The organism is Actinomadura luzonensis (genome assembly GCF_022664455.2).
Lineage (GTDB): Bacteria > Actinomycetota > Actinomycetes > Streptosporangiales > Streptosporangiaceae > Nonomuraea > Nonomuraea luzonensis.
On record NZ_JAKRKC020000001.1, the window covers coordinates 983296 to 1006941 of the forward strand.

The 23646-nt window shown below is 72.2% G+C and carries 23 protein-coding genes; 13 read left to right on the plus strand and 10 right to left on the minus strand.

What is annotated here, in order from left to right:
• The first annotated feature begins 68 nt into the window (after positions 1–68).
• The 5 genes from MF672_RS04605 to MF672_RS04625 are packed head-to-tail and all read left to right on the plus strand — an operon-like array spanning position 69 to position 7064.
• Positions 69–3569: a nitrate reductase subunit alpha gene (locus MF672_RS04605; RefSeq protein ID WP_242372716.1), complete on the plus strand. Its 3501-nt coding sequence runs from the start codon at positions 69–71 to the stop codon at positions 3567–3569.
• Positions 3569–5173 (plus strand): nitrate reductase subunit beta, encoded by a 1605-nt coding sequence (narH, locus tag MF672_RS04610; RefSeq protein WP_242372717.1) that lies wholly within the window; start codon positions 3569–3571, stop codon positions 5171–5173. The genes MF672_RS04605 and narH overlap by 1 nt, the downstream gene beginning before the upstream one ends.
• Positions 5170–5718: a nitrate reductase molybdenum cofactor assembly chaperone gene (gene narJ / locus MF672_RS04615; RefSeq protein ID WP_242372718.1), complete on the plus strand. Its 549-nt coding sequence runs from the start codon at positions 5170–5172 to the stop codon at positions 5716–5718. The genes narH and narJ overlap by 4 nt, the downstream gene beginning before the upstream one ends.
• Positions 5715–6395: a respiratory nitrate reductase subunit gamma gene (narI, locus tag MF672_RS04620; RefSeq protein WP_242372719.1), complete on the plus strand. Its 681-nt coding sequence runs from the start codon at positions 5715–5717 to the stop codon at positions 6393–6395. The genes narJ and narI overlap by 4 nt, the downstream gene beginning before the upstream one ends.
• 48 nt (positions 6396–6443) lie before the next feature.
• Positions 6444–7064, plus strand: a complete 621-nt coding sequence (locus MF672_RS04625; RefSeq protein ID WP_242372720.1) for a phosphotransferase — start codon at positions 6444–6446, stop codon at positions 7062–7064.
• On the opposite strand, the gene MF672_RS04630 is transcribed toward MF672_RS04625, so the two are convergent.
• From MF672_RS04630 to MF672_RS04640, 3 genes are read right to left on the minus strand one after another with little or no spacing between them, the layout of a single operon-like run.
• Positions 7042–7734, minus strand: coding sequence for a phosphotransferase (locus MF672_RS04630; RefSeq protein WP_242372723.1), 693 nt, complete (start codon positions 7732–7734; stop codon positions 7042–7044). The two genes, MF672_RS04625 and MF672_RS04630, sit on opposite strands and share 23 nt — an antisense overlap.
• Before the next feature lie 10 nt (positions 7735–7744).
• Complete coding sequence (locus MF672_RS04635; protein ID WP_247815161.1) at positions 7745–8344, minus strand: DUF305 domain-containing protein; 600 nt, start codon at positions 8342–8344, stop codon at positions 7745–7747.
• The gene (locus MF672_RS04640; RefSeq protein WP_242372728.1) at positions 8317–9159 is read right to left on the minus strand and encodes a DUF1996 domain-containing protein; all 843 of its coding nucleotides are present in this window, start codon (positions 9157–9159) and stop codon (positions 8317–8319) included. The genes MF672_RS04635 and MF672_RS04640 overlap by 28 nt, the downstream gene beginning before the upstream one ends.
• 173 nt (positions 9160–9332) lie before the next feature.
• Here MF672_RS04640 and MF672_RS04645 point away from each other — a divergent pair, with 173 nt between their 5' ends.
• Complete coding sequence (locus MF672_RS04645; protein WP_242372731.1) at positions 9333–9872, plus strand: hypothetical protein; 540 nt, start codon at positions 9333–9335, stop codon at positions 9870–9872.
• Positions 9873–9875: 3 nt separating this feature from the next.
• Here the strand turns inward: MF672_RS04645 and MF672_RS04650 are convergent, their stop codons facing one another.
• Positions 9876–10496 (minus strand): TetR/AcrR family transcriptional regulator, encoded by a 621-nt coding sequence (locus tag MF672_RS04650; protein ID WP_242372732.1) that lies wholly within the window; start codon positions 10494–10496, stop codon positions 9876–9878.
• 96 nt (positions 10497–10592) lie between these two features.
• Between MF672_RS04650 and MF672_RS04655 the strand changes: the two genes are divergently transcribed.
• On the plus strand, positions 10593–11624 hold the full coding sequence (locus tag MF672_RS04655) for a dipeptidase (protein ID WP_242372734.1): 1032 nt from the start codon (positions 10593–10595) through the stop codon (positions 11622–11624).
• Positions 11625–11647: 23 nt separating this feature from the next.
• Here the strand turns inward: MF672_RS04655 and MF672_RS04660 are convergent, their stop codons facing one another.
• Positions 11648–12835 carry an RtcB family protein gene (locus tag MF672_RS04660; protein ID WP_242372737.1) on the minus strand — a complete coding sequence of 396 codons (1188 nt, stop codon included), beginning with the start codon at positions 12833–12835 and terminating at the stop codon, positions 11648–11650.
• A 175-nt stretch (positions 12836–13010) separates the two neighbouring features.
• On the opposite strand from MF672_RS04660, the gene MF672_RS04665 reads away from it, so the two are divergent.
• Positions 13011–13514: a peptidase inhibitor family I36 protein gene (locus MF672_RS04665; protein ID WP_242372739.1), complete on the plus strand. Its 504-nt coding sequence runs from the start codon at positions 13011–13013 to the stop codon at positions 13512–13514.
• A gap of 22 nt (positions 13515–13536) precedes the next feature.
• Here MF672_RS04665 and MF672_RS04670 read toward each other — a convergent pair whose 3' ends face one another.
• The 5 genes from MF672_RS04670 to MF672_RS04690 all read right to left on the minus strand — a co-directional run bounded on the left by MF672_RS04670 (position 13537) and on the right by MF672_RS04690 (position 18676).
• Positions 13537–14604: a CU044_5270 family protein gene (locus tag MF672_RS04670; RefSeq protein ID WP_302893156.1), complete on the minus strand. Its 1068-nt coding sequence runs from the start codon at positions 14602–14604 to the stop codon at positions 13537–13539.
• 105 nt (positions 14605–14709) lie between these two features.
• Positions 14710–15234, minus strand: a complete 525-nt coding sequence (locus tag MF672_RS04675) for an RNA polymerase sigma factor (RefSeq protein WP_242382458.1) — start codon at positions 15232–15234, stop codon at positions 14710–14712.
• A gap of 153 nt (positions 15235–15387) precedes the next feature.
• Positions 15388–16128: a succinate dehydrogenase/fumarate reductase iron-sulfur subunit gene (locus MF672_RS04680; protein WP_242382459.1), complete on the minus strand. Its 741-nt coding sequence runs from the start codon at positions 16126–16128 to the stop codon at positions 15388–15390.
• Entirely contained in the window at positions 16125–18047 is a 1923-nt protein-coding gene (locus MF672_RS04685; protein ID WP_242382460.1) for a fumarate reductase/succinate dehydrogenase flavoprotein subunit, read from the minus strand. Before MF672_RS04685 ends, MF672_RS04680 begins: the two co-directional genes overlap by 4 nt.
• Positions 18044–18676 (minus strand): succinate dehydrogenase cytochrome b subunit, encoded by a 633-nt coding sequence (locus MF672_RS04690; RefSeq protein ID WP_242382469.1) that lies wholly within the window; start codon positions 18674–18676, stop codon positions 18044–18046. Before MF672_RS04690 ends, MF672_RS04685 begins: the two co-directional genes overlap by 4 nt.
• A 250-nt stretch (positions 18677–18926) precedes the next feature.
• On the opposite strand from MF672_RS04690, the gene MF672_RS04695 reads away from it, so the two are divergent.
• The 5 genes from MF672_RS04695 to sdhC all read left to right on the plus strand — a co-directional run bounded on the left by MF672_RS04695 (position 18927) and on the right by sdhC (position 23646).
• Positions 18927–19856 carry a LysR family transcriptional regulator gene (locus tag MF672_RS04695; RefSeq protein ID WP_242382461.1) on the plus strand — a complete coding sequence of 310 codons (930 nt, stop codon included), beginning with the start codon at positions 18927–18929 and terminating at the stop codon, positions 19854–19856.
• Between the two features lie 37 nt (positions 19857–19893).
• The gene (locus tag MF672_RS04700; RefSeq protein ID WP_242382462.1) at positions 19894–21027 is read left to right on the plus strand and encodes a PP2C family protein-serine/threonine phosphatase; all 1134 of its coding nucleotides are present in this window, start codon (positions 19894–19896) and stop codon (positions 21025–21027) included.
• Positions 21028–21052: 25 nt separating this feature from the next.
• The gene (locus MF672_RS04705) at positions 21053–22228 is read left to right on the plus strand and encodes an ATP-binding protein (protein ID WP_242382463.1); all 1176 of its coding nucleotides are present in this window, start codon (positions 21053–21055) and stop codon (positions 22226–22228) included.
• Entirely contained in the window at positions 22221–22670 is a 450-nt protein-coding gene (locus MF672_RS04710; RefSeq protein WP_242382464.1) for a response regulator, read from the plus strand. Before MF672_RS04705 ends, MF672_RS04710 begins: the two co-directional genes overlap by 8 nt.
• 190 nt (positions 22671–22860) lie before the next feature.
• A complete protein-coding gene (gene sdhC / locus MF672_RS04715) occupies positions 22861–23646 on the plus strand; it encodes a succinate dehydrogenase subunit SdhC (RefSeq protein WP_242382465.1) in 786 nt (261 codons plus the stop codon).

The window sequence follows — 23646 nt, forward strand, 5'->3', positions numbered from 1 at the left end:
GAACCTTTACGAAGCTCAGACATACACCCTGTGTAACAGAGAGTCACTTTCTGTGATGAAGTGGGGGTATGAGCGCCGAGGACGTCCTACTCAAGACCGGCCGTTTCCTCCGCAGATCGGCGGACACCAGCGGCGACCTGCACACCCTGCGCCTGGCCGGCGGCATGGAGGGGGACGCCTTCTACCGGGACCGGTGGAGCCATGACAAGATCGTCCGCTCCACCCACGGGGTGAACTGCACGGGTTCGTGTTCGTGGAAGGTGTACGTCAAGGACGGCATCATCACCTGGGAGACCCAGGAGACCGACTACCCGAGCGTCGGCCCCGACCGCCCCGAGTACGAGCCGCGCGGCTGTCCCCGCGGCGCCGCCTTCTCCTGGTACACCTACTCGCCGACGCGCATCCGCTACCCGTACGCGCGGGGTGTTCTGGTGGAGATGTACGCCGAGGCGCGGGAGCGGCTGGGCGACCCGGTGGCGGCTTGGGCGGAAATCACGGAAAATCCGGAAAAAAGGCGGAGCTACCAGCAGGCCCGCGGCCGCGGCGGCCTCGTCCGCGTCACCTGGGACCTCGCGACCGAGATGATCGCCGCCGCCCACGTCCACACCATCAAGACCTACGGCCCCGACCGGGTCGCCGGCTTCTCCCCCATCCCGGCCATGTCGATGGTCTCGCACGCGATCGGCTCCCGCTTCGTGTCGCTGATCGGCGGCACCATGCTCTCGTTCTACGACTGGTACGCCGACCTGCCCGTCGCCTCGCCGCAGGTGTTCGGCGACCAGACCGACGTGCCGGAGTCGGCCGACTGGTGGGACGCCGCGTACCTGCTGATGTGGGGCTCCAACGTTCCGGTGACGCGCACCCCGGACGCCCACTGGATGGCCGAGGCCCGCTACCGGGGCCAGAAGGTCGTGGTGGTGAGCCCCGACTTCAGCGACGCCGCCAAGTTCGCCGACGAGTTCCTGAGCGTGCGCCCCGGCACGGACGGCGCCCTCGCCATGGCGATGGGCCACGTCCTGCTCAGGGAGTTCTTCGTGGAGAACGAGACGCCGTTCTTCACCGACTACGTCAAGCGCTTCACCGACCTGCCCTTCCTCGTCCGCCTGGAGGAGCGGGACGGCGGGTACGTGCCGGGCCGTTTCCTCACCGCCCAGGACCTGGGTGACCGGGAGGAGGCGGCCGAGTGGAAGACGGTCCTGCTGTCGCGCCACGGCCGCCCGGTGGTGCCGAACGGCTCGGCGGGGTTCCGCTGGACGGAGTCCGGCAAGGGCCGCTGGAACCTGAACCTGACCACCGACCCCCGGCTCACGGTCATGGACGAGTGGAGCCCGGCCGCCGAGGTGCTGCTGCCCCGCTTCGACGGCGGCGACCCCATGGTGCGGGGCGTGCCGGTGACCAGGATCAACGGGCACCTCGTCACCACCGTGTACGATTTGCTGCTCGCCCAGTACGGCGTCCGCCGCCCCGGCCTGCCCGGCGACTGGCCGGAGGGCTACGAGGACGCGGCCCAGCCGTACACGCCGGCCTGGCAGGAGCCGATCACCGGCGTGCCGGCCGGGCGCGCCGCCCGGATCGCCCGCGAGTTCGCGCGGACCGCCGAGGCCACCGAGGGTCGGTGCATGATCATCATGGGCGCGGGCGCGGCCCAGTGGTTCCACGGCGACACGATCTACCGCGCGTTCCTGTCGTTGCTGCTGCTGACCGGCTGCCAGGGCCGCAACGGCGGCGGCTGGGCGCACTACGTGGGCCAGGAGAAGTGCCGCCCGCTGGCGGGCTGGCAGGTGCTGGCGAGCGCCGCCGACTGGTCGCGCCCGCCCCGGCAGACCCCGGGCACGCCGTTCTGGTACCTGCACACCGACCAGTGGCGTTACGACCGCTTCGACGCGGGCGAGCTGGCCTCGCCGCTGGGCCGGGGCGCCTTCCGCGGCCGGCACACGGCGGACCTGGTGGCCGAGGCGGTGCGCAACGGCTGGATGCCGATGGCCCCGGCGTTCGACCGCAACCCGCTGGAGCTGGGCGAGGCCGAGGACCCGGTCGCGTACACGCGGGAGGAGCTGCGCGCGGGCCGGCTCCGGTACGCGGCCGACGATCCCGACGACCCGCGCAACTGGCCGCGCGTGCTCACGCTCTGGCGCTCCAACCTGTTCGGCTCCAGCGCCAAGGGCAACGAGTACTTCCTGCACCACCTGCTGGGCGCCACCTCCAACCTGGAGCACCCGGATCCGGAGGCGGCGACCGGCAAGCTGGACCTGCTGCTCACGATCGACTTCCGGATGACGTCCTCGACGGTCTTCTCCGACCTCGTGCTGCCCGCGGCCACCTGGTACGAGAAGCACGACCTCTCCTCGACCGACATGCACCCGTTCGTGCACGCGTTCAACCCGGCGATCAGCCCGCCCTGGGAGACCCGCACCGACTTCGCCGCCTTCCACGCCATCGCCCGCGCCTTCAGCGCGCTGGCCGGCCGGCACCTGGGCGTGCGCCGGGACGTGGTGGCGGCGGCCCACCAGCACGACACGCCGTCGGAGCTCAGTCACGTCCGCGAGCCCGCGCTGCACGTCGTCGAGCGCGACTACGGGGCGGTCGCCGAGAAGCTGGCCGCGCTCGGCCCGCTCGCGGAGCGGCTGGGCCTGGCGGTCAAGGGCGTGACGTTCCAGCCGGACGAGGAGGTCGCCTGGCTCGGGACGCGCTGCGGCCTGGTGCCGCGCGGCGTGGCCAAGGGCCGGCCGCTGCTGGACACCGACGCCAAGGCGTGCGAGGCGATCCTCGCGCTGTCGGGCGTGAGCAACGGCCGCCTGGCGGTGCAGGGGTTCCGGCAGCTCGCCGAGCGCACGGGGACGGACCTGTCGGGGCTGGCGCACGAGGGCCACCGGATCGTCTTCTCCGACACGCAGGCCCGGCCGGTGCACGTGGCGTCGAGCCCGGAGTGGTCGGGCAAGGAGTCCGCGGGCCGCCGCTACGCGCCGTTCACGATCAACGTTGAGCACGGCAAGCCCTGGCACACCCTCACCGGCCGCATGCACTTCTTCCTCGACCACGACTGGATGCACGAGTACGGCGAGTCGCTGCCGACCTACCGGCCGCCGCTGGACCTGGCCGCGCTGCTCGGCGAGAGCGGCCGGCTGAGGTACCTGACCCCGCACAGCAAGTGGTCGATCCACTCGGAGTATCAGGACAACCTGCTCATGTTGTCGCTGTCGCGCGGCGGCCCCACGATCTGGATGAGCGTCGAGGACGCGGCCGGGCTCGGCATCGCCGACAACGACTGGGTGGAGGCGGTGAACCGCAACGGCGTGGTGGTGGCCCGCGCGATCGTCTCCCACCGCATGCCGCCGGGCTCGGTCTACATGTACCACGCCCAGGACCGCCTGATCGACGTGCCGCTGTCGGAGGAGACCGGCCGCCGCGGCGGCATCCACAACGCGCTGACCAGGGTGCTCATCAAGCCGACGCACATGATCGGCGGCCACGCCCAGCTCTCGTTCGGCTTCAACTACCTCGGCCCGACCGGCAACCAGCGCGACGAGCTCACGACCATCCGCCGCCGTTCGCAGGAGGTGCGCTACTGATGCGGATCATGGCCCAGATCGCCATGGTGATGAACCTGGACAAGTGCATCGGCTGCCACACCTGCTCGGTGACCTGCAAGCAGACGTGGACCAACCGGCCGGGCGTCGAGTACGTCTGGTTCAACAACGTCGAGACCCGCCCCGGCCAGGGCTACCCGCGCCGCTACGAGGACCAGGAGCGCTGGCGGGGCGGCTGGACCCTGGACCGCAAGGGCCGGCTCAAGCCCCGCGCCGGCGGCCGGCTGCGCAAGCTGCTCACCATCTTCGCCAACCCGTTGATGCCCTCCATCCAGGACTACTACGAGCCCTGGACCTACGACTACGAGAACCTCACCCGGGCCCCGCTGTCCGACGACGTCCCGGTGGCGCCGCCGCGCTCGCTGCTGAGCGGCGAGCCGACCGCGATCGAGTGGAGCGCCAACTGGGACGACGACCTCGGCGGCGACCCGTCGCCCGACCCGGTGCTGGCCGAGGTGTCGGAGCAGGTCAAGCTGTCGTTCGAAGAGGCGTTCATGTTCTACCTGCCGCGCATCTGCGAGCACTGCCTCAACCCGTCGTGCGTGGCCTCCTGCCCGTCGGGCGCGCTGTACAAGCGCGAGGAGGACGGCATCGTGCTGGTCGACCAGGACCGCTGCCGGGGCTGGCGCATGTGCGTGACCGGGTGCCCATACAAGAAGGTGTACTTCAACCACAAGACCGGCAAGGCCGAGAAGTGCACGTTCTGCTTCCCGCGGGTCGAGGTGGGCCTGCCGACCGTCTGCTCCGAGACGTGCGTCGGCCGGCTGCGTTACCTCGGGGTCCTGCTGTACGACGCCGACCGGGTCGCCGAGGCCGCCGCGGTGCCGGACGAGCGCGACCTGTACGAGGCCCAGCTCGACCTGTTCGTGGACCCGGACGACCCGGCGGTCGCCACGGCGGGGCTGCCCGCCGAGTGGGTGGAGGCGGCCCGCCGCTCGCCGGTGTACGACCTGGTCAAGAGGTACCGGATCGCGCTCCCCCTGCATCCGGAGTACCGGACCCTGCCCATGGTCTGGTACGTCCCGCCGCTCTCGCCGGTGGTGGACGCGCTGGCCGGCACCGGGCACGACGGCGAGGACGCGGTCAACCTGTTCGCCGCCATCGACGCGCTGCGCATCCCGATCGGCTACCTGGCGGGGCTGTTCACGGCGGGCGACCCGGCGCCGGTGACCGCCGCGCTGCGCCGCCTGGCCGCGATGCGCTCGTACATGCGGGCGGTCAACCTGGGCCGCACGCCGGTCCTGCCGCCGGAGGCGGGCCTGCCGGAGGAGGAGCTGGCGGCGATGTACCGGCTGCTGGCCCTCGCCAAGTACGACGAGCGGTACGTCATCCCGACCGCGTACGGCAACCAGCCCGGCGTGGTGGAGGAGGCCGGGTGCAGCCTGGACTACGACGGCGGGCCGGGCATGCAGCCGCCGTTCGGCGAGGCGTCGGGCCGTCCCGTGCCGGTCTCGATCGAGAGCTTCCACGGCCTGAAGGAGCGCCAGACCGGCGACGAGGTCACCCGCGACCGGGTGAACCTGCTCAACTGGGACGGCCGCGGCACCCCGGCGGGGTTGTTCCCGCCGCGAAGGAGGAAGCCGTGAGGGTGCTCTGGCAGGCCGCCGCCCACCTGCTGGCCTACCCGGACGAGCGGTTCTGGCGGCGGCTGCCGCTGATCAGGCAGGCGGCCGAGCCGCACTTCGCCGCGTTCCTGGCCAGGATCGCCGAGCTGGGGCCGGGCGAGCTGGCCGCGCACTACGTCGAGACCTTCGACCTGGACCGGCGCTGCTGCCTCTACCTGACCTACTACGCCGACGGCGACACCCGGCGCCGCGGCGAGTCGCTGGCCGCGCTGAAGCGCCGCTACCGGGCCGCCGGGTGGGAGCTGCTGGAGGACGAGCTGCCCGACTTCCTGCCGGTGGTGCTGGAGTTCGCCGCGCTGGACCCGGCCGGCGCCGAGGTGCTGCGGGAGCACCAGGTGGGGCTGGAGCTGCTGCGGGCGGCGCTCGGCGAGCGCGGGTCGCCGTACGCGGAGGTGGTGGGCGCGGTGTGCGGCGCGCTCCCGCCGCCGACCGCGGAGCAGCGGGCGGCCGCGCGGCGGCTGGCGGCCGGCGGGCCCCCGGCGGAGACGGTCGGGAGGCACGCGTGAGCTGGGGCGAGAGCGTGGTGTGGACCGTGGCCCCGTACGTGACCATCGTGATCTTCATCGGCGGCCTGGTCTGGCGTTACCGCTACGACCAGTTCGGCTGGACCACCCGCTCCTCCCAGCTCTACGAGCGGCGGCTGCTGCGGGTGGCCAGCCCGCTGTTCCACTACGCGCTGATCTTCGTGGTCGTGGGGCACGTCACGGGGCTGCTCATCCCGCTGAGCTGGACCGACGCGATCGGGGTGAGCAACGCGACCTATCACGCGAACGCCCTGGTCTGGGGCGGCGTCGCCGGGCTGGCCACGCTCGTCGGGCTGGCCCTGCTGATCTACCGGCGGCGGACGCGGGGGCCGGTGTTCCTGGCGACGACGAGGAACGACAAGACGATGTACCTGGTGCTGGCGCTGGCGATCGTGACGGGCGTGGTGACCACGGTGGCGGGGTTCGCGCCGAGCGAGGTGAGCTACCGGACGACGGTCGCGCCGTGGTTCCGCAGGGTGCTCACGCTGAGTCCTGATCCGGCCGCGATGGGTCACGCGAGCGGTCTTTACAAACTGCACACGGTGGTGGGGATGGCGCTGGTCGTCCTCTTCCCGTTCAGCCGCTTGGTGCACGCGCTTTCCGCCCCGTTGCCCTATTTGTTCCGTCCTTACATCGTGTATCGGAGGCGGGCGAGGTAGCGTGGCGCGGGTCCCGGGAGGGGTCCGGGTACGCCAGAATCGTCCCTTGTGAAGCACGGGTACACCAACAGCACATTCGGCGACGGCGCCCTGGTCGTGAAGTGCTACCAGGGCCCCGAGGCGGCGTTCAGGCTGAGCACGGAGAGCAGATACCTGCGCCGCCTGCGCGGCCGGGTCCCCGTCCCGCGCGTTCACAAGATCACCTCCAACAGCCTGACCACCCGGTTCGTCTCCGGCGAGCACGGCCAGGACCTCATGGACGACGGCCACGCCCTGGAGGTGCTCACCGAGTGCGGCCGCGTCCTCGGCGGCATCCACCGCCTGGGGATCGTGCACGGCGACTACGGCCCGCAGAACATGCTCTTCGACCCGGCCACCTTCCGGACCACCGCGATCCTCGACTGGGAGTGGGCGCACCCCGGCCGCCCGGTCGAGGACCTCGCGTGGTGCGAATGGATCATCCGCAGCCACCACCCGGAGCACGTGCCGCTGCTGGAGCACTTCTTCGCCGCCTACGACGGGCTCGTCCCGGTCTGGGAGGAGCGGCAGGCGGCCATGGTGGCGCGCTGCCGGGCGCTGCTCGACTTCTGCGCGCGGTGGGAGCCCGGCGGCGACGGCGAGAAGCTGTGGCTCACCAGGCTCGACGTCACCTCCGCCTGGACGGAGTGACCCCTCCCAGGTCGCGGATCAGCTCCACGGCCGCGCCGATCAGGCCGACCTCCCCGGCGGACAGCGTGACGTTCTCCGACCGCCTGCGGGCGGCCTCGTCGAGCGGGGCGCCGTAGTCCATGGCGTCGCCGAGCCCGGCGAGCAGCCCGCGCAGCGCCGGCCGCGCCACCGCCGCCAGCGGGTCGGCGTCGCTGACCGCGACCTGGGCCAGGATGACGGCCGACAGCGCGTTGTCCAGCTCGGGCGGCCCCTCGGCGGTGTTGCACCAGTCGATCACGACCGGGCCCTCGGGGGTCAGCATGACGTTGTCGGGATGCAGGTCGAGGTGCAGCACCCGGTCGCGGGGGTCCGGCGAGAGCCGGGCGGGGATGGCGTGCAGCCGCCGCAGCAGCCGGGCGCCCACCCGGCCGCCCTCCTCGGCGTCGTACGAGCCGCCGGCCACGGCCTGCAACATCGTGGGGCCGGACAGCCGGCGCATCACCAGGTCGGCCGGGCGGTCCTCGGTCAGCTCGGGGTAGACCTCGGGCACCGGGTAGCCGTGGGCGGCCACGTACGCCATGACCGCCGCCTCCTCCCGGGCGTCGTGCCCGCCGTCGCGGTAGCGGCGCAGGACCCGGTCGCCGTCGAGGGCGTACACGTCCGCGCTTCGCCCCGTGCCCAGCAGTTCCATGCGCCCCAAGCTACCGGGCGGCGGCCGCCAGGCTCCCCAGCTCGGCGGCGTGCGCGCGGGACATGGCGGCGGCGAGGGCGCGGACGTCGGCGGCCTGCCCCGAGCGCCGCTCACCGTCGGCGACCAGGACGAGCTGGCCGAGGTAGGCCCGCAGGAGGGCGGCGAAGCGGCGGTCGAAGCCCGCGCCCCGCAGGCCCTCCAGCGCCTCCAGGTCGGCGGCCGTGGGCATGCCGGGCATGTCGTGCCCGGCATGCGGGTTGGCGGCCCCGGCCACGCCCGTGCGGGCGAGCAGCGCGCGCAGCCGCTCGCGGCCCTCGCTCGTGCTCCTTCGCCAGCCGTCCGGCCAGGTCCGCGAGCGCCGGGCGGCCGGTACGGGCAGGGGCGAGCGCGAGCATCGGCAGCGCCCGCGCGTGCAGCGCCTCGGCCAGTTGCAGCCAGGCCACGTCGGTCGCGTTGAAGCCGGACGGCGCGGCCGTCGCCCTGGGGGCGCCGTTCGCCGTGCCGCAGCCGGTGAGCAGCAGCGCGAGCGCCGCCAGCAGCCAGAGCCTGAACACCGTCGTCCTCCCGCACGGGCCGGAGCCGCTAGACCGGCCGCCCGTCGGCGCCGCACTTGACGATCGGCCGGATGCAGTCGCGCACCCGGCGCTCCATCTCCGCCTGCGGCCAGGCGTTGAAGAAGTCGCCGTGCATCGTGTACCCGCCGCCCGAGGCCAGCCGGAAGTGCGACGGGTCGCCGGTCACCGGGTAGCGGATCACCTGCCGCAGCTTCGGCACCGGCACCGGGTGCGTGCTCGGGCAGTCGCCCGCCACCGGGTAGGCCATGTGGCTCTTGTGGTCGGCCGAGTCCAGGTCCCGGCCGTTCCAGCACTGCGGGAAGTCCAGGTACGACTCCAGCATCGTCCCGCTCGGGCAGGTGACGAAGTCCTTCGACGGCGGCACCTGGCCGGCGTGCAGGCACGACCACCGGGCGATCGAGGAGCCGTCGGGGCCGGTCGCCCTGGCGTTGCCGGCGACGATGCGAAGGCCGAGCGGCAGCGGCTGGGTCCGGGCGATGACGTCGTCCCGCACGCCCTCGCCGAGGTAGTAGAAGGTGACGATGGCGGGCTCGACGGCGACTCCGTCGCGGTAGAGCGTCGGCACCCAGTACGACGACCGGTCCACCGACGGGTTGCAGTTCGTCGCGCCGTTCTGCAGGTCGGCGAGCGTGGTGGAGGCGTTGGTGACCCGGCTGCCGAAGAAGCTGTGCATGTGCGAGGCGCCGGGCAGGCCGGGGTAGACGATCGGGTCGTCCGGCAGCCGGTGGCTGAACGGGCAGTCGGCGAGGAACTCCGCCACCCGGATGACCCGCGCGTCCGCCGGACGCGGGGCGAAGGCGAGCGTGCCGAGCAGCACGCACAGCAGGGCGAGCGGTCGTGAGGCGCGCATGGAACTCCCTTGCCGGTCACTGATGGACGGTACGGCCTGTGCCGGGGAGCGCTCCCTGACAGGGAGCCTGCGCGCCTTCTTGACCGTTGTCAAGAGCCATCAGCAAGGCGAGAGAACGCTCTCTCGCCCGGATCGTGGAGACGCCGGGGCCGGCGGCCTCCTAGACTCGGAGCGTGATCGGCGCTCTGGCACGCGCGACGGCGGCGGCCCTCCTGATGGCCCCGGCCCTCGCCGCCTGCTCCGCTCCCTCCGGGGACCCGCTGCTGAAGGACCCGGCCCGGTGGCCGCTCGCCCGGCTCAAGGGCGTGACCGGCGTCCCGCGCCTGCCCGACGAGGCGGAGCGCGCGCTGGCGCAGATCAAGGTCGGCCCCTACGACCTGACCGCCTGGATCCACCCCTCCGGCCTGTGCGGGCTGTCCGGCCCCGGCTGGAGCATGCACGAGGACCTGACCCGCACCGAGGGCGACCCGGCCCGCCCCGACGGCTTCTCCGGGCCGACGGAGCGGGCGTCCGGCGTCTCCAGCGAGAGCAAGGTCACCCTGTTCTGCACCCCGACCAGGATGCTGATCAGGGTCGAGGGCGAGACGCGGAAACCGTCCGTCTCGGGTGACGCGGTCGCCCAGGTCGTCGGCGGCGGGCTCAACGCGGTCGTCGGCACCGAGGAGGCCCGGCGCGAGTCCCTGCCCGGCGCGACCGTGACGCGAGGCGGCTGACGCTCACGTACGGTGCGCCCGCACGATCAGGTCGGCGCTCTCGCGGGCGATCCCGCGGCGTTCGGCGTCGGACAGCGGCCGCGTGCCGTGCAGCGAGCGCACCCGCCCCTCCGTGGCCATCAGCAGCACGAACTGGCGGGCCGCCAGCAGCGGATCGGGCACCCGCAGCGTCCCCGCGCGGTCGGCCGCCGTCAGATGGTCGGCGACCTCGGCCAGGAGCGCGTCTGAGCTGGTCTCCCGCCACGACTCCTGGAGCTCCGGATGATGGGTGAGCTCGGCGACCGTGAGCCGGTGCAGGGCCGCGACGGCCGGGGACAGCACGACGCGCAGCAGGCGCTCCCCCACCGCCTGGAGGTCGGCGCGGGGGTCGCCCGTCCGGCCCGGCGGTGACGCGTCGGCCGGCGTGGCGCTCGCGGCCGTCCGCGCCTCGCCGACGACCGCGAGGAACAGCCGCTCCTTGTTGCCGAAATGGCTGTAGACGGTCTGCTTGCCCACCCCGGCGCGGGCGGCGATCGCGTCCATGCTGACCCGGGCGTAGCCCTCGTCGAGGAACAGCTCCAGCGCCGCCCGCACGATGGCCGCGCGCTTGGCGGGCGACCGGCGGCTCCCCGCTTCTCGCTCCATGCCCGGAGCCTACCAGTTGCCTAGACGGAACCGTTCGGTCTAGAGTCCGTCCTCGAACCGAGACTAGACCGACTAGTCTTGTTAAGGAGTGCGCACATGACCGACCAGCCATGGGTCTTCGCCGGGCACAGCGACTTCGTCGCCGGGCTCGCCGGCTACGACATGAAGGCGCCGCTGACCGGCGCTCCCCCCTCCCGGCCGCCCGCGCCCGGCCTGGCCGCCGCCCACGGCCTCGGCGGCGGCCTGTTCGAAGTGATGGTGCCGCCCGTCGAACGCCCCGAGCTGATCAGGGACGACGCCGGCCTCCGGATCGCCTACCCGCCCCGGCTCGACCGCCATCACGCCCTCGACCGGACCATCACCGGCATCGCCGCCCTGCTGCGCCTCACCCGCGAGGCGCCGGACCGGGTCCGGCTCGTCCGCACCGTCGACGACCTGGACCGCGCCCGGCGGGACGGCGTCTTCGCGGCCGTGCTGCACCTGGCCGACGCCGACGCTCTCGACCCCGACCTGGAGACCCTCCACCTCCTCCACGCGGCCGGGGTGCGCTCGCTGGCGATCACCTGGAGCAGGCAGAACGACTTCGGGTACGGGGTCCCCTACCACTCCCCCGGCACCCCCGACGTCGGTCCCGGGCTGACCGAGGCCGGCGTCCGGCTCGTCCGGGCCTGCAACGACCTCGGCATCCTGGTCGACCTCGCCCACCTCAACCTGGCGGGCTTCCTGGACGTCGCCGACTGCTCCCGGGCCCCGCTGGTGGTCACCCACGGCGCCGCGCACGCCCTGTCGCCCACCAGCCGGGCGCTCACCGACGACCAGATCGCCGCCGTCGCCGCCGGCGGCGGCGTGATCGGCGTCAGCCTCGAAGGCGTGGCCCCCTCACCGGCCGGGATCGTCGCCGACGTGCTGGACCAGATCCGCTACCTCGTCGACCTGGCCGGGCCGGAGCACGTGGCGCTGGGCTCCGACCTGTACCGGGCCCCCGACGCCGGCCACCCCGGCGGGGCCGTGCTCCTGCCGGGGTTGCTGGACGCCCTGCGCGAGGCCGGCTACGGCCACGACGTGGTGACCGGCCTCGCGCACGGCAACTGGCTGCGCGTGCTGCGCGCCACCTGGCGCCCGGCGTGAGGACGCCGCGCGGGTGAGCCCGCTCAGCCCTTGACGCAGATGAGCTGGCGCAGGTGGGCGACGACCTGGACCAGGTCGGTCTGGGCGGCCATCACCGACTCCAGGTCCTTGTAGGCCCCCGGGATCTCGTCGAGCACCCCGGCGTCCTTGCGGCACTCCACCCCGGACGTCTGCTCCTCCAGGTCCTTCAGGGTGAAGGTCTTCTTGGCCTTGTTCCTGCTCATCCTCCGGCCGGCGCCGTGCGAGGCCGAGTTGTACGCCTTCCCGTTCCCGAGCCCCTTGACGATGTACGTCCCGGTGGCCATGGAGCCGGGGATGATGCCCAGCTCGCCGGAGCCGGCCCGGATCGCGCCCTTGCGGGTGACCAGCACGTCGACGCCGTCGTAGCGCTCCTCGGCCACGTAGTTGTGGTGGCAGGAGACGGGCTCGTCGAAGGCGATGCCGGGCAGGTGGCGGCGCAGGACGTCGCAGACCAGGCCGATCATGAGGGCGCGGTTGCGGCGCGCGTAGTCCTGGGCCCAGAACAGATCGCGGCGGTAGGCGTCCATCTCGGGCGTGCCGCCGAGGAAGACGGCGAGGTCGCGGTCGACCAGGCCCTGGTTGTGCGACAGGCCGCGGGCGACGCCGATGTGGTGCTCGGCCAGCTCCTTGCCGATGTTGCGCGAGCCGGAGTGGAGGACCACCCAGACCGTGCCCTCGTCGTCGGCGCACACCTCCAGGAAGTGGTTGCCGCCGCCGAGCGTGCCCATCTGCGCCTCGGCCCGCTCGCGGCGCGCCTTGACGGCCGGGGCGAGGTCGTCGAAGCCCTTCCAGAACTCGGCCCAGCCACCCGCCCGCAGCCCCGTCACCTTGTCCGGGTCGACCGGCCGCTTGTGGTGCTGGAACCCGACGGGCACCGCCTGCTCCAGCTTCCCGCGCAGGTAGGCGAGGTTGTCGGGGAGCTGCGAGGCCCGGTAGGAGGTCTTGACCGCGGTCATGCCGCAGCCGATGTCGACGCCGACGGCGGCCGGCGAGACGGCCTCCCGCATCGCGACGACCGACCCGACCGTCGCGCCCTTGCCGTGGTGGACGTCGGGCATGACGGCGACGCCGTGCACCCAGGGAAGGTCGGCGACGTTGCGGAGCTGCCGCATCGCCTGCGGGTCGACGGTCTCCGGCTCGGCCCACATCCTGATGGGCCGCCTGGTGCCGGTCACCTCGTGGTACGTCATGTCGCGTGTCGCCTCCTCTCCGCACGTCCGACGGGGAACGCGATCCATCAGGCCAGAGATCCCCTACCCCCCGCAACCGATTTAGCCCCGCCCGCCGGGCCTCAACACCGGCTCAACAGGCGCTCAACGCCGGCCCGCCTACCGTCCCCTCGTAACCACTCCGGAAGGGGACGAGATGAACAACCGGCACCTGACCCGGGCGCTCAGGACGGCGGCCGTCGCCGCCGGCGCGGCCGTCGTCATCGGCGGCGCGCCGCCCGCCCAGGCGGAGACCAGCGGCAGCGCCGCGGTGGACGCCTACATGGCGGCCTTCCCCGGCGGGACGAAGGTGAGCGACAACGAGATCGTCTGGAACGGCGGCGAGGTGCGCGTGGTGCTGGCCGCCACCGCGGCGTCCTGCAAGGCGGGCTACTACTGCGTGTGGGAGCACCAGTACTGGCGCGGCCGCATGGGGGCCTGGCGCGCCTCGAAGGCCAACTGCAAGAAGTTCGAGTTCACCTCGTTCTGGCGGGACCGGGTCTCGTCGTACTGGGCACGCGGGGGCTGCCCGGTCGACAACTACTTCCTCAAGGACAAGAAGAAGTTCCAGCCCGACCCGTTCGAGCCGTTCGTCGGCAAGAAGGCGTACGTGCGCTTCAACGACCGCTACGACTACGCGGCCCGGGGCTACACCGACTGACGGCCCCGGGCCGGGCGCCGGGTCAGCGCCGGGGGCCGGTGTCGGTCCAGCCGGCTTCCAGCACCGCGCTCGACGAGGACACCGTGCCCGGCTCCAGGCCCGCCTGGAGCCCGCCGGGCTCGACCACGACGATCTCGTTCGCGAGGGCCCGGCCGGTCGCCTCGTCGAAGATGAGCCGGTTCGCCAGCGTGGCGCCGCCCTGGGCGTGCTCCTCGATCGACACGGCGGTGCCCGCGCGGCCCTCGGCGTCGGTGACGTCCTCGGCGACCTCGACGGTGTCGAGCCCGGCCAGCATCCGGAACGCGGCGCCGCGCACCTCCGGCGTCACCGGCATGTCGGTGATCAGGCCCGCGCTGACCTTGAACAGCCACACGTCGGAGCCCATGGGGACGCTCGCCGACTCGGTGTCGTGGCCCTCGTACGAGCGCAGCAGCCACTCGCGCAGCGCCTCCGGCTCGTCCGGCAGGCCGCGCAGGTCCTTCATGGTGACGTTGCGGCCGAGCCAGAAGACCTTGTCGCCGTCCACCAGAGGGCTGTGGTCGGTGCGCACCTCGCCCGGCGCCATCGGCAGCCGCATCCGGGCCTTCTTGCCCGGCACCTCGACCCCGACCCGCTCGGGCGAGCCCGCCGCGGCCCAGGCCCGGCGGTCCTCCTCGCCGGCGGGGCGCGCGCCGAGCGTCTGGCCGCGGCTCCACTGCTCGCCGCCGGGGGCGCGGGGCGTCCACATCTCGTCGCGGGAGCGCGTCTCGACCCGGTAGCCGCCGTCGGCCACGGTGAACAGGGCGCGGCTGACGGTCGTGGTGTGCCACCAGTCGCCGGTGGTCTCGCTCTGCCGGCCGGCGTTCGCGGCGGCGGCCAGCAGCACGTCCCGCGCGGACAGCCGCACCTTCTGGGAGGCGGTGACAGCGGGCCCGGTGACAGCGGGCCCGGTGACGGCGGACGCGGGCGGCGACGGGGGCGTGCCGCCGCCCGGCAGGACGACCGCCGCCGCGGTGATCGCCGCCGCCGCGGCCCCGGCCAGGCCGAGCCCCACGCGGGCCGCGCCTGACCCCGCGCCGCGCCCGCGAGCCGCCGCGCCCGGCGGTCTCACGCGGCCGGGACATGGCGTGGGCCAGCTCGGCGGCCCTGGTGGCCGGGTCCACCGGCCGGTCGCCGAGGTGGGCGGGCCGGGCGGCCCTGAGCTCGTCGATGGGGTTCATGACCACTCCTCGCTGAGGTTGCGGACGCGGGGCAGCGACGGCGCCGCGGGCTGATCCATGGCCTGCCTGAGCCGCCTGCGGGCGCGGTGCAGCCGGACCCGGAAGGCCGCCGACGAGCAGCCCACGACCCGCGCCGCCTCCTTGGGGGCGAGCCCCTGCCAGGCGACCAGCAGCAGCACCTCGCGGTCGTCGTCGGGCAGCGTGGCCAGCGCCCGCAGCACGCCCAGCCGCTCGGCGACCTGGTCCGCCACGTCGCCCTCGGTCCAGGAGCGCAGCTCGGCCGCCAGCGCCTCCCTGCGGGCCTCGGCCCTGACGTTGTCCCGCAGCACGTTCCTCGCCACGCCGAGCAGCCACGGCAGCGCGGGCTCCGGCACGTCGCCGAGGCGCCGCCAGGCGATCGCGAACGTCTCGCTCACCACCTCGTCGGCCACCTGCCGGCCGGCGCGGCTGACCGCGTAGGCCCAGACGCGTTGCCGGCATTCGTCGTACATGCTGGTGAACCGGTCAGCATCAGCCGCCACCGCCCAGCCCCTTCGCTTCCGGATGCGTTCTCTGACACCAGGAAGTGGTCCGGGCCCGGCCGTCGTTACACCCCATCCCGGAAATCGCGCCCGACCGGGACCCCGGTACGACGACGGCCGTGACCCTCCGGTCACGGCCGTCGTCGTGTGGTCCTACTTGGCGTTCGCCTTCAGGTAGTCGGCGTTCATGCGGGCGATCGTGTCCAGCGGGATGCCCTTGGGGCAGACCGCGGTGCACTCGCCGGTGTTGGTGCAGCCGCCGAAGCCCTCGGCGTCCATCTGGTCCACCATGGCCTTGGCGCGGGTCAGGCGTTCGGGCTGGCCCTGCGGCAGCAGGCTCAGGTGGGTGATCTTGGCGGCGGTGAACAGGGAGGCCGAGCCGTTCGGGCAGGCCGCGACGCAGGCGCCGCAGCCGATGCAGGTGGCGGCGTCGAACGCCGAGTCGGCGTCCTCCTTGCGCACCGGGACGCTGTGCGCGTCCGGGGCCGAGCCGGCGGGCACCGAGACGAAGCCGCCCGCCTGGATGATGCGGTCGAACGCGCTCCGGTCCACGACCAGGTCCTTCACGACCGGGAACGGGGCCGCCCGCCACGGCTCGATGGTGATCTCCGCGCCGTCCTCGAAGTGACGCATGTGCAGCTGGCACGTGGTGGTGGCGCGCTGCTCGCCGTGGGCGACGCCGTTGATCACCATGCCGCACATGCCGCAGATGCCCTCGCGGCAGTCGTGGTCGAAGGCGACCGGGTCGTCGCCCTCCAGGATCAGGCGCTCGTTGAGGACGTCGAGCATCTCCAGGAAGGACATGTCCGGGGAGATGTCCTCCACCCGGTAGGTGACCATCCGTCCCTTGTCCTCGGGACCGCTCTGCCGCCAGACCTTGAGGGTCAGGTTCACTTGTAGCTCCGCTGGGTCATCTTGACGTACTCGTACTCGAGCGGTTCCTTGTGCAGCACCGGGCCGTCCGGGGTGCGCTCCCAGGCCGAGACGTGCGCGAAGTTCTCGTCGTCGCGCAGGGCCTCGCCGTCGGCGTCCTGGGACTCGGCGCGGAAGTGGCCGCCGCAGGACTCGGTGCGGACCAGGGCGTCCAGGCACATCAGCTCGGCCAGGTCGAAGAAGTCGGCCACCCGGCCGGCCCGCTCCAGCACCTGGTTCAGCTCCTCGGCGGTGCCGCTGACCTTGACGTTCTCCCAGAACTCCTGGCGCAGCTCGGGGATGCGCTCCAGAGCCTTGCGCAGCGACTCCTCGGTGCGCTCCATGCCGCAGTAGTCCCACATGAGCTTGCCCAGCTCGCGGTGGAAGGAGTCGGGCGTGCGGGTGCCGTTGACGGCGAGCAGCCGGTCGATCTTGTTGCGGACCTTGATCTCGGCCTCGGCCACGGCCGCCTCGTCCACCTCGCCGAACGGGCCGTCGGCGAGGTAGTCGCCGATGGTGGTGGGCAGCACGAAGTAGCCGTCGGCCAGGCCCTGCATGAGGGCGGAGGCGCCGAGGCGGTTCGCGCCGTGGTCGGAGAAGTTGGCCTCGCCGATGACGAACAGGCCGGGGATCGTGGACTGCAGGTCGTAGTCCACCCACAGGCCGCCCATCGTGTAGTGCACGGCGGGGTAGATGCGCATCGGCACGTCGTACGGGTTCTCGCCGGTGATGCGCTCGTACATCTCGAAGAGGTTGCCGTACTTCTTCTCGACCGCGTCGCGGCCGAGCCGGTTGATGGCGTCCCGGAAGTCGAGGTAGACGCCGAGGCCGCCGGGGCCGACGCCGCGGCCCTCGTCGCAGACGTTCTTGGCGGCCCGGGAGGCGATGTCGCGGGGCACCAGGTTGCCGAACGCCGGGTAGATGCGCTCCAGGTAGTAGTCGCGCTCGTCCTCGGGGATGTCGCCGGGGGCGCGCTCGTCGTTCTTGCGCAGCGGCACCCAGACCCGGCCGTCGTTGCGCAGCGACTCCGACATCAGGGTCAGCTTCGACTGGTAGTCGCCGGAGACCGGGATGCAGGTCGGGTGGATCTGCGTGTAGCAGGGGTTGGCGAAGTACGCGCCCCGCTCGTGCGCCCGCCAGATGGCGGTGGTGTTGCAGCCCTTGGCGTTCGTGGACAGGAAGAACACGTTGCCGTAGCCGCCGGTGGCGAGCACGACGGCGTCGGCGAGGTGCCGCTCGATCTCGCCGGTCACCATGTCGCGGACGATGACGCCGCGCGCCCGCCCGTCGGAGACGATCAGGTCGAGCATCTCGTGCCGGGTGTGCATGGTCACCGTGCCGGCCGCGATCTGCCGCTCCAGCGCCTGGTAGGCGCCCAGCAGGAGCTGCTGCCCCGTCTGGCCGCGGGCGTAGAAGGTGCGCGAGACCTGGGCGCCGCCGAAGGAGCGGGTGTCGAGCAGGCCGCCGTACTCGCGGGCGAACGGCACGCCCTGCGCGACCGCCTGGTCGATGATGTTCACCGAGACCTGGGCGAGGCGGTAGACGTTCGACTCGCGGGCGCGGAAGTCGCCGCCCTTGACGGTGTCGTAGAACAGCCGGTAGATCGAGTCGCCGTCGCCGCGGTAGTTCTTGGCCGCGTTGATGCCGCCCTGGGCGGCGATGGAGTGGGCGCGGCGCGGGGAGTCCTGGTAGCAGAAGGACTTGACGTTGTAGCCCAGCTCGCCGAGCGTCGCGGCGGCCGAGCCGCCCGCGAGGCCGGTGCCGACCACGATCACGTTGAGCTTGCGCTTGTTGGCCGGGTTGACCAGGCGGGCGGAGAACTTGCGCTTCTCCCACCGCTCCTCGATGGGCCCGGCGGGCGCCTTGGTGTCCCGGATCGGCGCGCCTTCGGTGTACTTCACTTCACAACTCCGAACGTGATCGCGAGGGGCGGGGCCAGGAAGCCGATCACCAGGACGGCCGAGACGAGCGCGGCGGTCCTCTTGAGCGCCGGGTAGCGCCTGCCGTTGGCCCAGCCGAGCGTCTGCACGGCGCTCCAGATGCCGTGGTGCAGGTGCAGGCCGACCAGGACGACCGCCACGACGTAGACGATCGTCACCCACCAGCGCGACGGGTCGAACCCGGCGATCATGCGGTCGGCCGGGGCGGAGTCGAAGCCCTTGGGGTTGACGACGCCGAAGGTCAGGTCGAGCAGGTGCCAGACCACGAAGAGCGCGATGGTCAGGCCGCCCCAGCGCATGATGTGCGTGGCGTAGCCGCCTGCCTGCGACTTCTTGGCGACGTACTTGACCGGGCGGGCCTTGCCGGCGCGGCGGGCCAGCGAGATCGCCGCCCACATGTGCGCGACGACCGAGACGACCAGCACGATCTCCAGGATGGTCAGGGCGGTCCGGTACGGCAGCAGCGGCTCGAACAGGGTGCGCAGCGCGTGCGCGTACTCGTTGAAGGAGTCGCGGCCGAGGAAGATCTTGAGGTTCCCGATCATGTGCGCGATGAGGAACAGCACCATCACCGCGCCAGTGACGGCCATCACGACCTTCTTGCCGTTCGACGAGCCGAGGAACCCGCCGGCCGGCTTGCGCGTTGGGGTGCTCTTGCGAGCGGGAACTGGCGCGGTGGCGGAGCCGCGCTCAATCGTGGCAGTCACGTCTTCGAACGGTAGGTACGCAGGTACGATCCGTCCAAGTCATCAAGGATCTGGTTTCGATAGCCATAAGCTATGATGCTGGTCCGGACGGTCTTTTCACCACCATACGGCTGGCCGGTGCGAGGAAAATCACATGCAGCTGCAACAACTCGCCTATTTCGTCGCCGTCGCCGAGACCAGGCACTTCACCCAGGCCGCCGAGCGCATGCGGGTCGCCCAGCCCTCGCTCAGCAAGCAGATCAAGGCCCTGGAGGGCGACCTCGGCGCCCCGCTGTTCTCCCGCGCGCGCGGCAACGTCACGCTCACCCCGGCCGGCGAGGCGCTGCTGCCGCTGGCCCGGCGCATGCTGGCCGACGCCGACACCGCCCGCCAGGAGGTCGCCCAGCTCGCCGGGCTGCGGCGCGGGCGGGTGCGGCTCGGGGCCACGCCGTCGCTCTGCGCGGGGCTGCTGGCCGACGCCCTGGCCCGCTTCCACCGCACGTACCCGGGCATCGAGCTGCTGGTCGAGGAGGGCGGCTCGCGCGACCTGGTGCGGGCGCTGGCGCGCGGCCAGCTCGACCTGTCGCTGATCATCATGCCGCTGCAGAGCGACGACCCCGCCCTGGTCACCGAGGAGATCCTGCGCGAGAACCTGGTCGTGGTCTCGCCCTCGCACGAGCCGGCGCGGCGGCCGTACATGGAGATCGAGGAGCTGCGCGGGCGGCAGATGGTGATGTTCCGGCGCGGCTACGACCTGCGCGAGGCGACGCTCGCCGCGTGCCGGCAGGCCGGCTTCGAGCCGCGTTTCTCGGTGCAGGGCGGCGAGATGGACGCGGTGCTGCGCTTCGTGGAGGCGGGGCTGGGCGTGGCCGTGGTGCCGTCCATGGTGCTGGACGGCCGGCCCGGCCTGGCCGGCACGCCGCTAGCGCCGCCCGGCCTCAGCAGGACGGTCGCGCTCGCCCACCGCAAGGACGTCGAGCCCACCACCGCCGCGCAGGCGTTCCGCGAGACCCTGCTGTCCTTCGTCGTCGAGGCCGGGGTGGAGGGCACGCTTCCGCAAGGGGTGGAACTCATCGCAGAATGAGCAGCAACGATCCCGATCGTGGCGGTGAGGCGGTTAGGTGACGGCACATCTGTCCGAGACGCTGACGCTGCTCCTCGTGGAGGACGACGACGGCGACGCCTTCCTCGTCGAGGAACTGCTGGAGCAGGCCGAGGCGCCGCCGCGGATCTTCCGCGCGCGAAGCCTGGACGAGGCCAGAACGAAGCTGACCCCCACGATCCAGTGCGTGCTGGTCGACCTGTCGCTGCCCGACGCCACCCGGCTGGAGGCGCTGGAGGAGGTCCTGGCGCTGGCGCCGCACGCGGCCGTGCTGGTGCTGACCGGGCTCCGCGACGCGCACGTGGGCGTCGCCGCCGTCCAGGCCGGCGCCCAGGACTACCTGGTCAAGCAGGACATCGACGCCCCCCTGCTGACCCGGGCGATCCGCTACGCCATGGAGCGCAAGCGCGCCGACCAGACCCAGCTCCGCCTGGTCCAGGCCGAGCTGATCGCCAGGGAGAACGCCCGCACCCAGCGCGGCCTGCTCCCCAGCCCCCTGCTGCGCACCGACGCGGTCGAGCACCTCACCCGCTACCTGCCGGGCAGCGGCGGCACCCTCGCCGGCGACTTCCTGGACGCGGTGCAGACCCCGGACGGCGCCATCCACGTCGTCGTGGGCGACGTGTGCGGGCACGGCCCCGACGAGGCCGCGCTGGGCGTGGCGCTGCGCATCGCCTGGCGCACGCTGGTGCTGGCCGGGCAGACCGACGACACCCTACTGCGCACGCTCGACACGCTGCTGCGCGCCGAGCGCAAGGCGCCGGAGATCTTCACCACGCTCTGTCTGGCGACGATCGCCCCCGACCTGCGGCGGGCCCTGATGCGGGTGGTCGGGCACCCGCCGCCGGTGCTGGTCCGCGACGGCGCGGTGGAGGTGCTGGAGGGCGCGCCCTCCGGGCCGCCGCTCGGCATCTTCCCCGACGCCGAGTGGTCGGTGATCGACGTCCCGCTGGGCGACAAGTGGTCGATCATGCTCTACACCGACGGGCTCATCGAGGCGGCCGTGGGCGACCGCGACGAGCTGCTGGGCGTTGAGGGCCTGGTCGGCCTGGTACGCGAGCACGGCGCGGTCGACCTCGACCGGCTGATCCGGCACGCGGGCACGCTGAGCGACGACCTGGCCGTGGTCGTGTTGAGCAGGAGGACCGAATGAGCACCCGCCGGCTCCGGAGGACCGCATGAGCATCCACCCGCTGCCGCCGCCCAAGGAGCCGACCGGGCTCGGCCGGCTGCCGCTGGCCCGCTGGTTCCTGTTCACCGGCGCCGTCGCCACGGTGGCGTTCGTGGCCGGCGCGGTGGTCGTCATGCTGATGATCGCGCGCACCCGGGCGCTCCGGCCGCGTCCCGACGTGGCCGAACAGCTCGGGCAGCTCAACGCGGCCCTGATCGTGCTGTTCTCGGTGCTGCTGGCCTGCGGCGTGGGGCTCACGGTCATCGTCCGCTACGCCGTGCTGAAGCCCATCGACCAGCTCACCGAGCAGGTCCGCACGGTGGCGGCCGGCGACTTCGACCACGCCCTGCACGTGGACCGGCCGGCCGAGCTGGCGGAGCTGTCCAGCCACGTCGACGCCATGCGCGGCCGCATCGTCTCGGCCTGGCGGGTGGCCAGCGACCAGGCCGAGGAGCTGCGCCGCTCCAACGGCGAGCTGGAGCAGTTCGCGTACGTGGCCAGCCACGACCTCCAGGAGCCGCTGCGCAAGGTCGCCAGCTTCACCCAGATGCTGGAGCAGCGCTACGGCCCCCAGCTCGACGGGCGCGCCCGGCAGTACATCCACTACGCGGTGGACGGCGCCAAGCGCATGCAGCTGCTCATCAACGACCTGCTGGACTTCTCCCGGGTCGGCCGGGTCACCGGCGAGAAGACCGTGACCGACTCCGGCGCCGCCCTCGACCGCGCCCTCGACAACCTCTCCGCCGTCCTCGAGGACACCGGCGCCACGGTCACCAGGGACGAGCTGCCCCAGGTCAGGGGCAACCGGACGCAGCTCACCCAGCTCTTCCAGAACCTCATCGAGAACGCCGTGAAGTTCCGCTCGGAGGAGCCGCCGCGGGTGCACGTCGCGGCGCGGCGGCGGGGCGAGGTGTGGGAGTTCGCCTGCTCCGACAACGGCATCGGCGTCGAGCCCAGGTACGCCGACCGCATCTTCCTCATCTTCCAGCGGCTGCACCCACGGGACGTGTATCCGGGGACCGGCATCGGGCTGGCGCTGTGCCGCAAGATCGTCGAGTATCACGGGGGGCAGCTCTGGCTGGACGACACCGGGCCGGGCGGGGGCGCGACGTTCCGGTGGACGCTCCCCGCGGCGGCGGACGGCGGGAGCACGCACGGCGAGGCGGGAGACGGCGATGGGTGACTGGCGGCCGATCGAGGTGCTGCTGGTGGAGGACGACCAGGGCGACATCCTGCTCACCAGGGAGGCGTTCGACCTCAACAAGGTGCGCAACCGGCTGCACGTGGTCAACGACGGCGAGCAGGCGATGGCGTTCCTGCGGCGCGAGGGGGGTTACGCCGAGGCGCCGCGCCCCGACCTGATCCTGCTCGACCTCAACCTGCCCCGGATGAGCGGGCTGGAGGTGCTGAGCGAGGTCAAGGCGGACGAGGCGCTGGCCACGATACCGGTGGTGATCCTGACGACGTCCGAGGCGGAGGAGGACATCCTGCACAGCTACCGGCTGCACGCCAACGCATATGTCACCAAACCGGTCGATTTTGAGCAATTTATCCGGGTTGTCCGCCAGATAGACAATTTTTTCGTGACTGTGGTTAAGTTGCCGGCCCACGGGCAGCGACTCTGACGGGCTACGTGACAGGAATCACAGCCGGTCATCGAAAAAGTGAGTGACCCCGCTCACAAATGTCGATGCGACCGTCGTAACGTATCCCCCACCAATGCGCGCCTGAGCGAGTACCGCCCGCACGCGCGCCCAGCGAAACGAACCACGGACCCCCTGCGCGAAGGGTCCGCGGGAGGTGGAGAGGTCCGCGATGACCCAGACGACGCCCGAAGCTCCGGTCCGAAGGCAGCGTGCGCAAGTCAAGGTACGCACCCTGCGCACGGACAGATGGTGGCTGGCCCCGCTGCTGACGTTCCTCGGGCTCAGCTCGTTCCTCGTCTACGGGGTATGGGCGATCATCGACAACAGCTACTTCGTCGAGCCGTACATAGCCCCGTTCGCCTCGCCCTGCCTGTCGACCTCCTGCGAGGAGGGCGCACGGCTGTTCGGGTGGGCGCCGATCGGCGACTGGTACACCCTGCCGCCCGGGCTGCTGATCCTCGGGCTGCCCGGCGGGTTCCGGCTCACGTGCTACTACTACCGCAAGTCGTACTACCGCTCGTTCTGGCTGTCGCCGCCCGCCTGCGCGGTGCAGGAGCCGCACGGCAAGTACACCGGTGAGCGGCGCTTCCCGCTGATCCTGCAGAACATCCACCGGTACTTCTTCTACGCGGCCATCGTGATCGGGCTCATCCTGGCCTACGACGCCGTCCTCGCGGTCGTGCACAAGCCGCTCGGCCTCGGCTCCTGGGTCCTGATCGTCAACGCCGTGCTGATCAACACGTACACGCTGTCGTGCCACTCGTGCCGGCACATCACCGCGGGCAGGCTGAACCACTTCTCCCGTCATCCGCTGCGCTACCGGGCCTGGACGTTCGTCTCCAAGCTCAACGCCAAGCACCAGCAGCTCGCCTGGGCCTCGATGTTCTCGGTCATGATCGCCGACTTCTACGTCCGCATGGTCGCCAAGGGCATCCTCGCCTTCCCGTTCGCCTAA

Excerpts from the sequence above, each read along its gene's own strand:
- MF672_RS04695 (WP_242382461.1), top strand. The coding sequence starts at position 18,927 with ATGCAGCTGCAACAACTCGCCTATTTCGTCGCCGTCGCCGAGACCAGG.
- MF672_RS04710 (WP_242382464.1), top strand. The coding sequence starts at position 22,221 with ATGGGTGACTGGCGGCCGATCGAGGTGCTGCTGGTGGAGGACGACCAG.
- MF672_RS04705 (WP_242382463.1), top strand. The coding sequence starts at position 21,053 with ATGAGCATCCACCCGCTGCCGCCGCCCAAGGAGCCGACCGGGCTCGGC.
- MF672_RS04640 (WP_242372728.1), bottom strand. The coding sequence starts at position 9,159 with ATGCGCGCCTCACGACCGCTCGCCCTGCTGTGCGTGCTGCTCGGCACG.
- MF672_RS04605 (WP_242372716.1), top strand. The coding sequence starts at position 69 with ATGAGCGCCGAGGACGTCCTACTCAAGACCGGCCGTTTCCTCCGCAGA.
- MF672_RS04660 (WP_242372737.1), bottom strand. The coding sequence starts at position 12,835 with ATGACGTACCACGAGGTGACCGGCACCAGGCGGCCCATCAGGATGTGG.
- narH (WP_242372717.1), top strand. The coding sequence starts at position 3,569 with ATGCGGATCATGGCCCAGATCGCCATGGTGATGAACCTGGACAAGTGC.
- MF672_RS04650 (WP_242372732.1), bottom strand. The coding sequence starts at position 10,496 with ATGGAGCGAGAAGCGGGGAGCCGCCGGTCGCCCGCCAAGCGCGCGGCC.
- MF672_RS04690 (WP_242382469.1), bottom strand. The coding sequence starts at position 18,676 with ATGGCCGTCACTGGCGCGGTGATGGTGCTGTTCCTCATCGCGCACATG.
- MF672_RS04630 (WP_242372723.1), bottom strand. The coding sequence starts at position 7,734 with ATGGAACTGCTGGGCACGGGGCGAAGCGCGGACGTGTACGCCCTCGAC.
- sdhC (WP_242382465.1), top strand. The coding sequence starts at position 22,861 with ATGACCCAGACGACGCCCGAAGCTCCGGTCCGAAGGCAGCGTGCGCAA.
- MF672_RS04665 (WP_242372739.1), top strand. The coding sequence starts at position 13,011 with ATGAACAACCGGCACCTGACCCGGGCGCTCAGGACGGCGGCCGTCGCC.
- MF672_RS04655 (WP_242372734.1), top strand. The coding sequence starts at position 10,593 with ATGACCGACCAGCCATGGGTCTTCGCCGGGCACAGCGACTTCGTCGCC.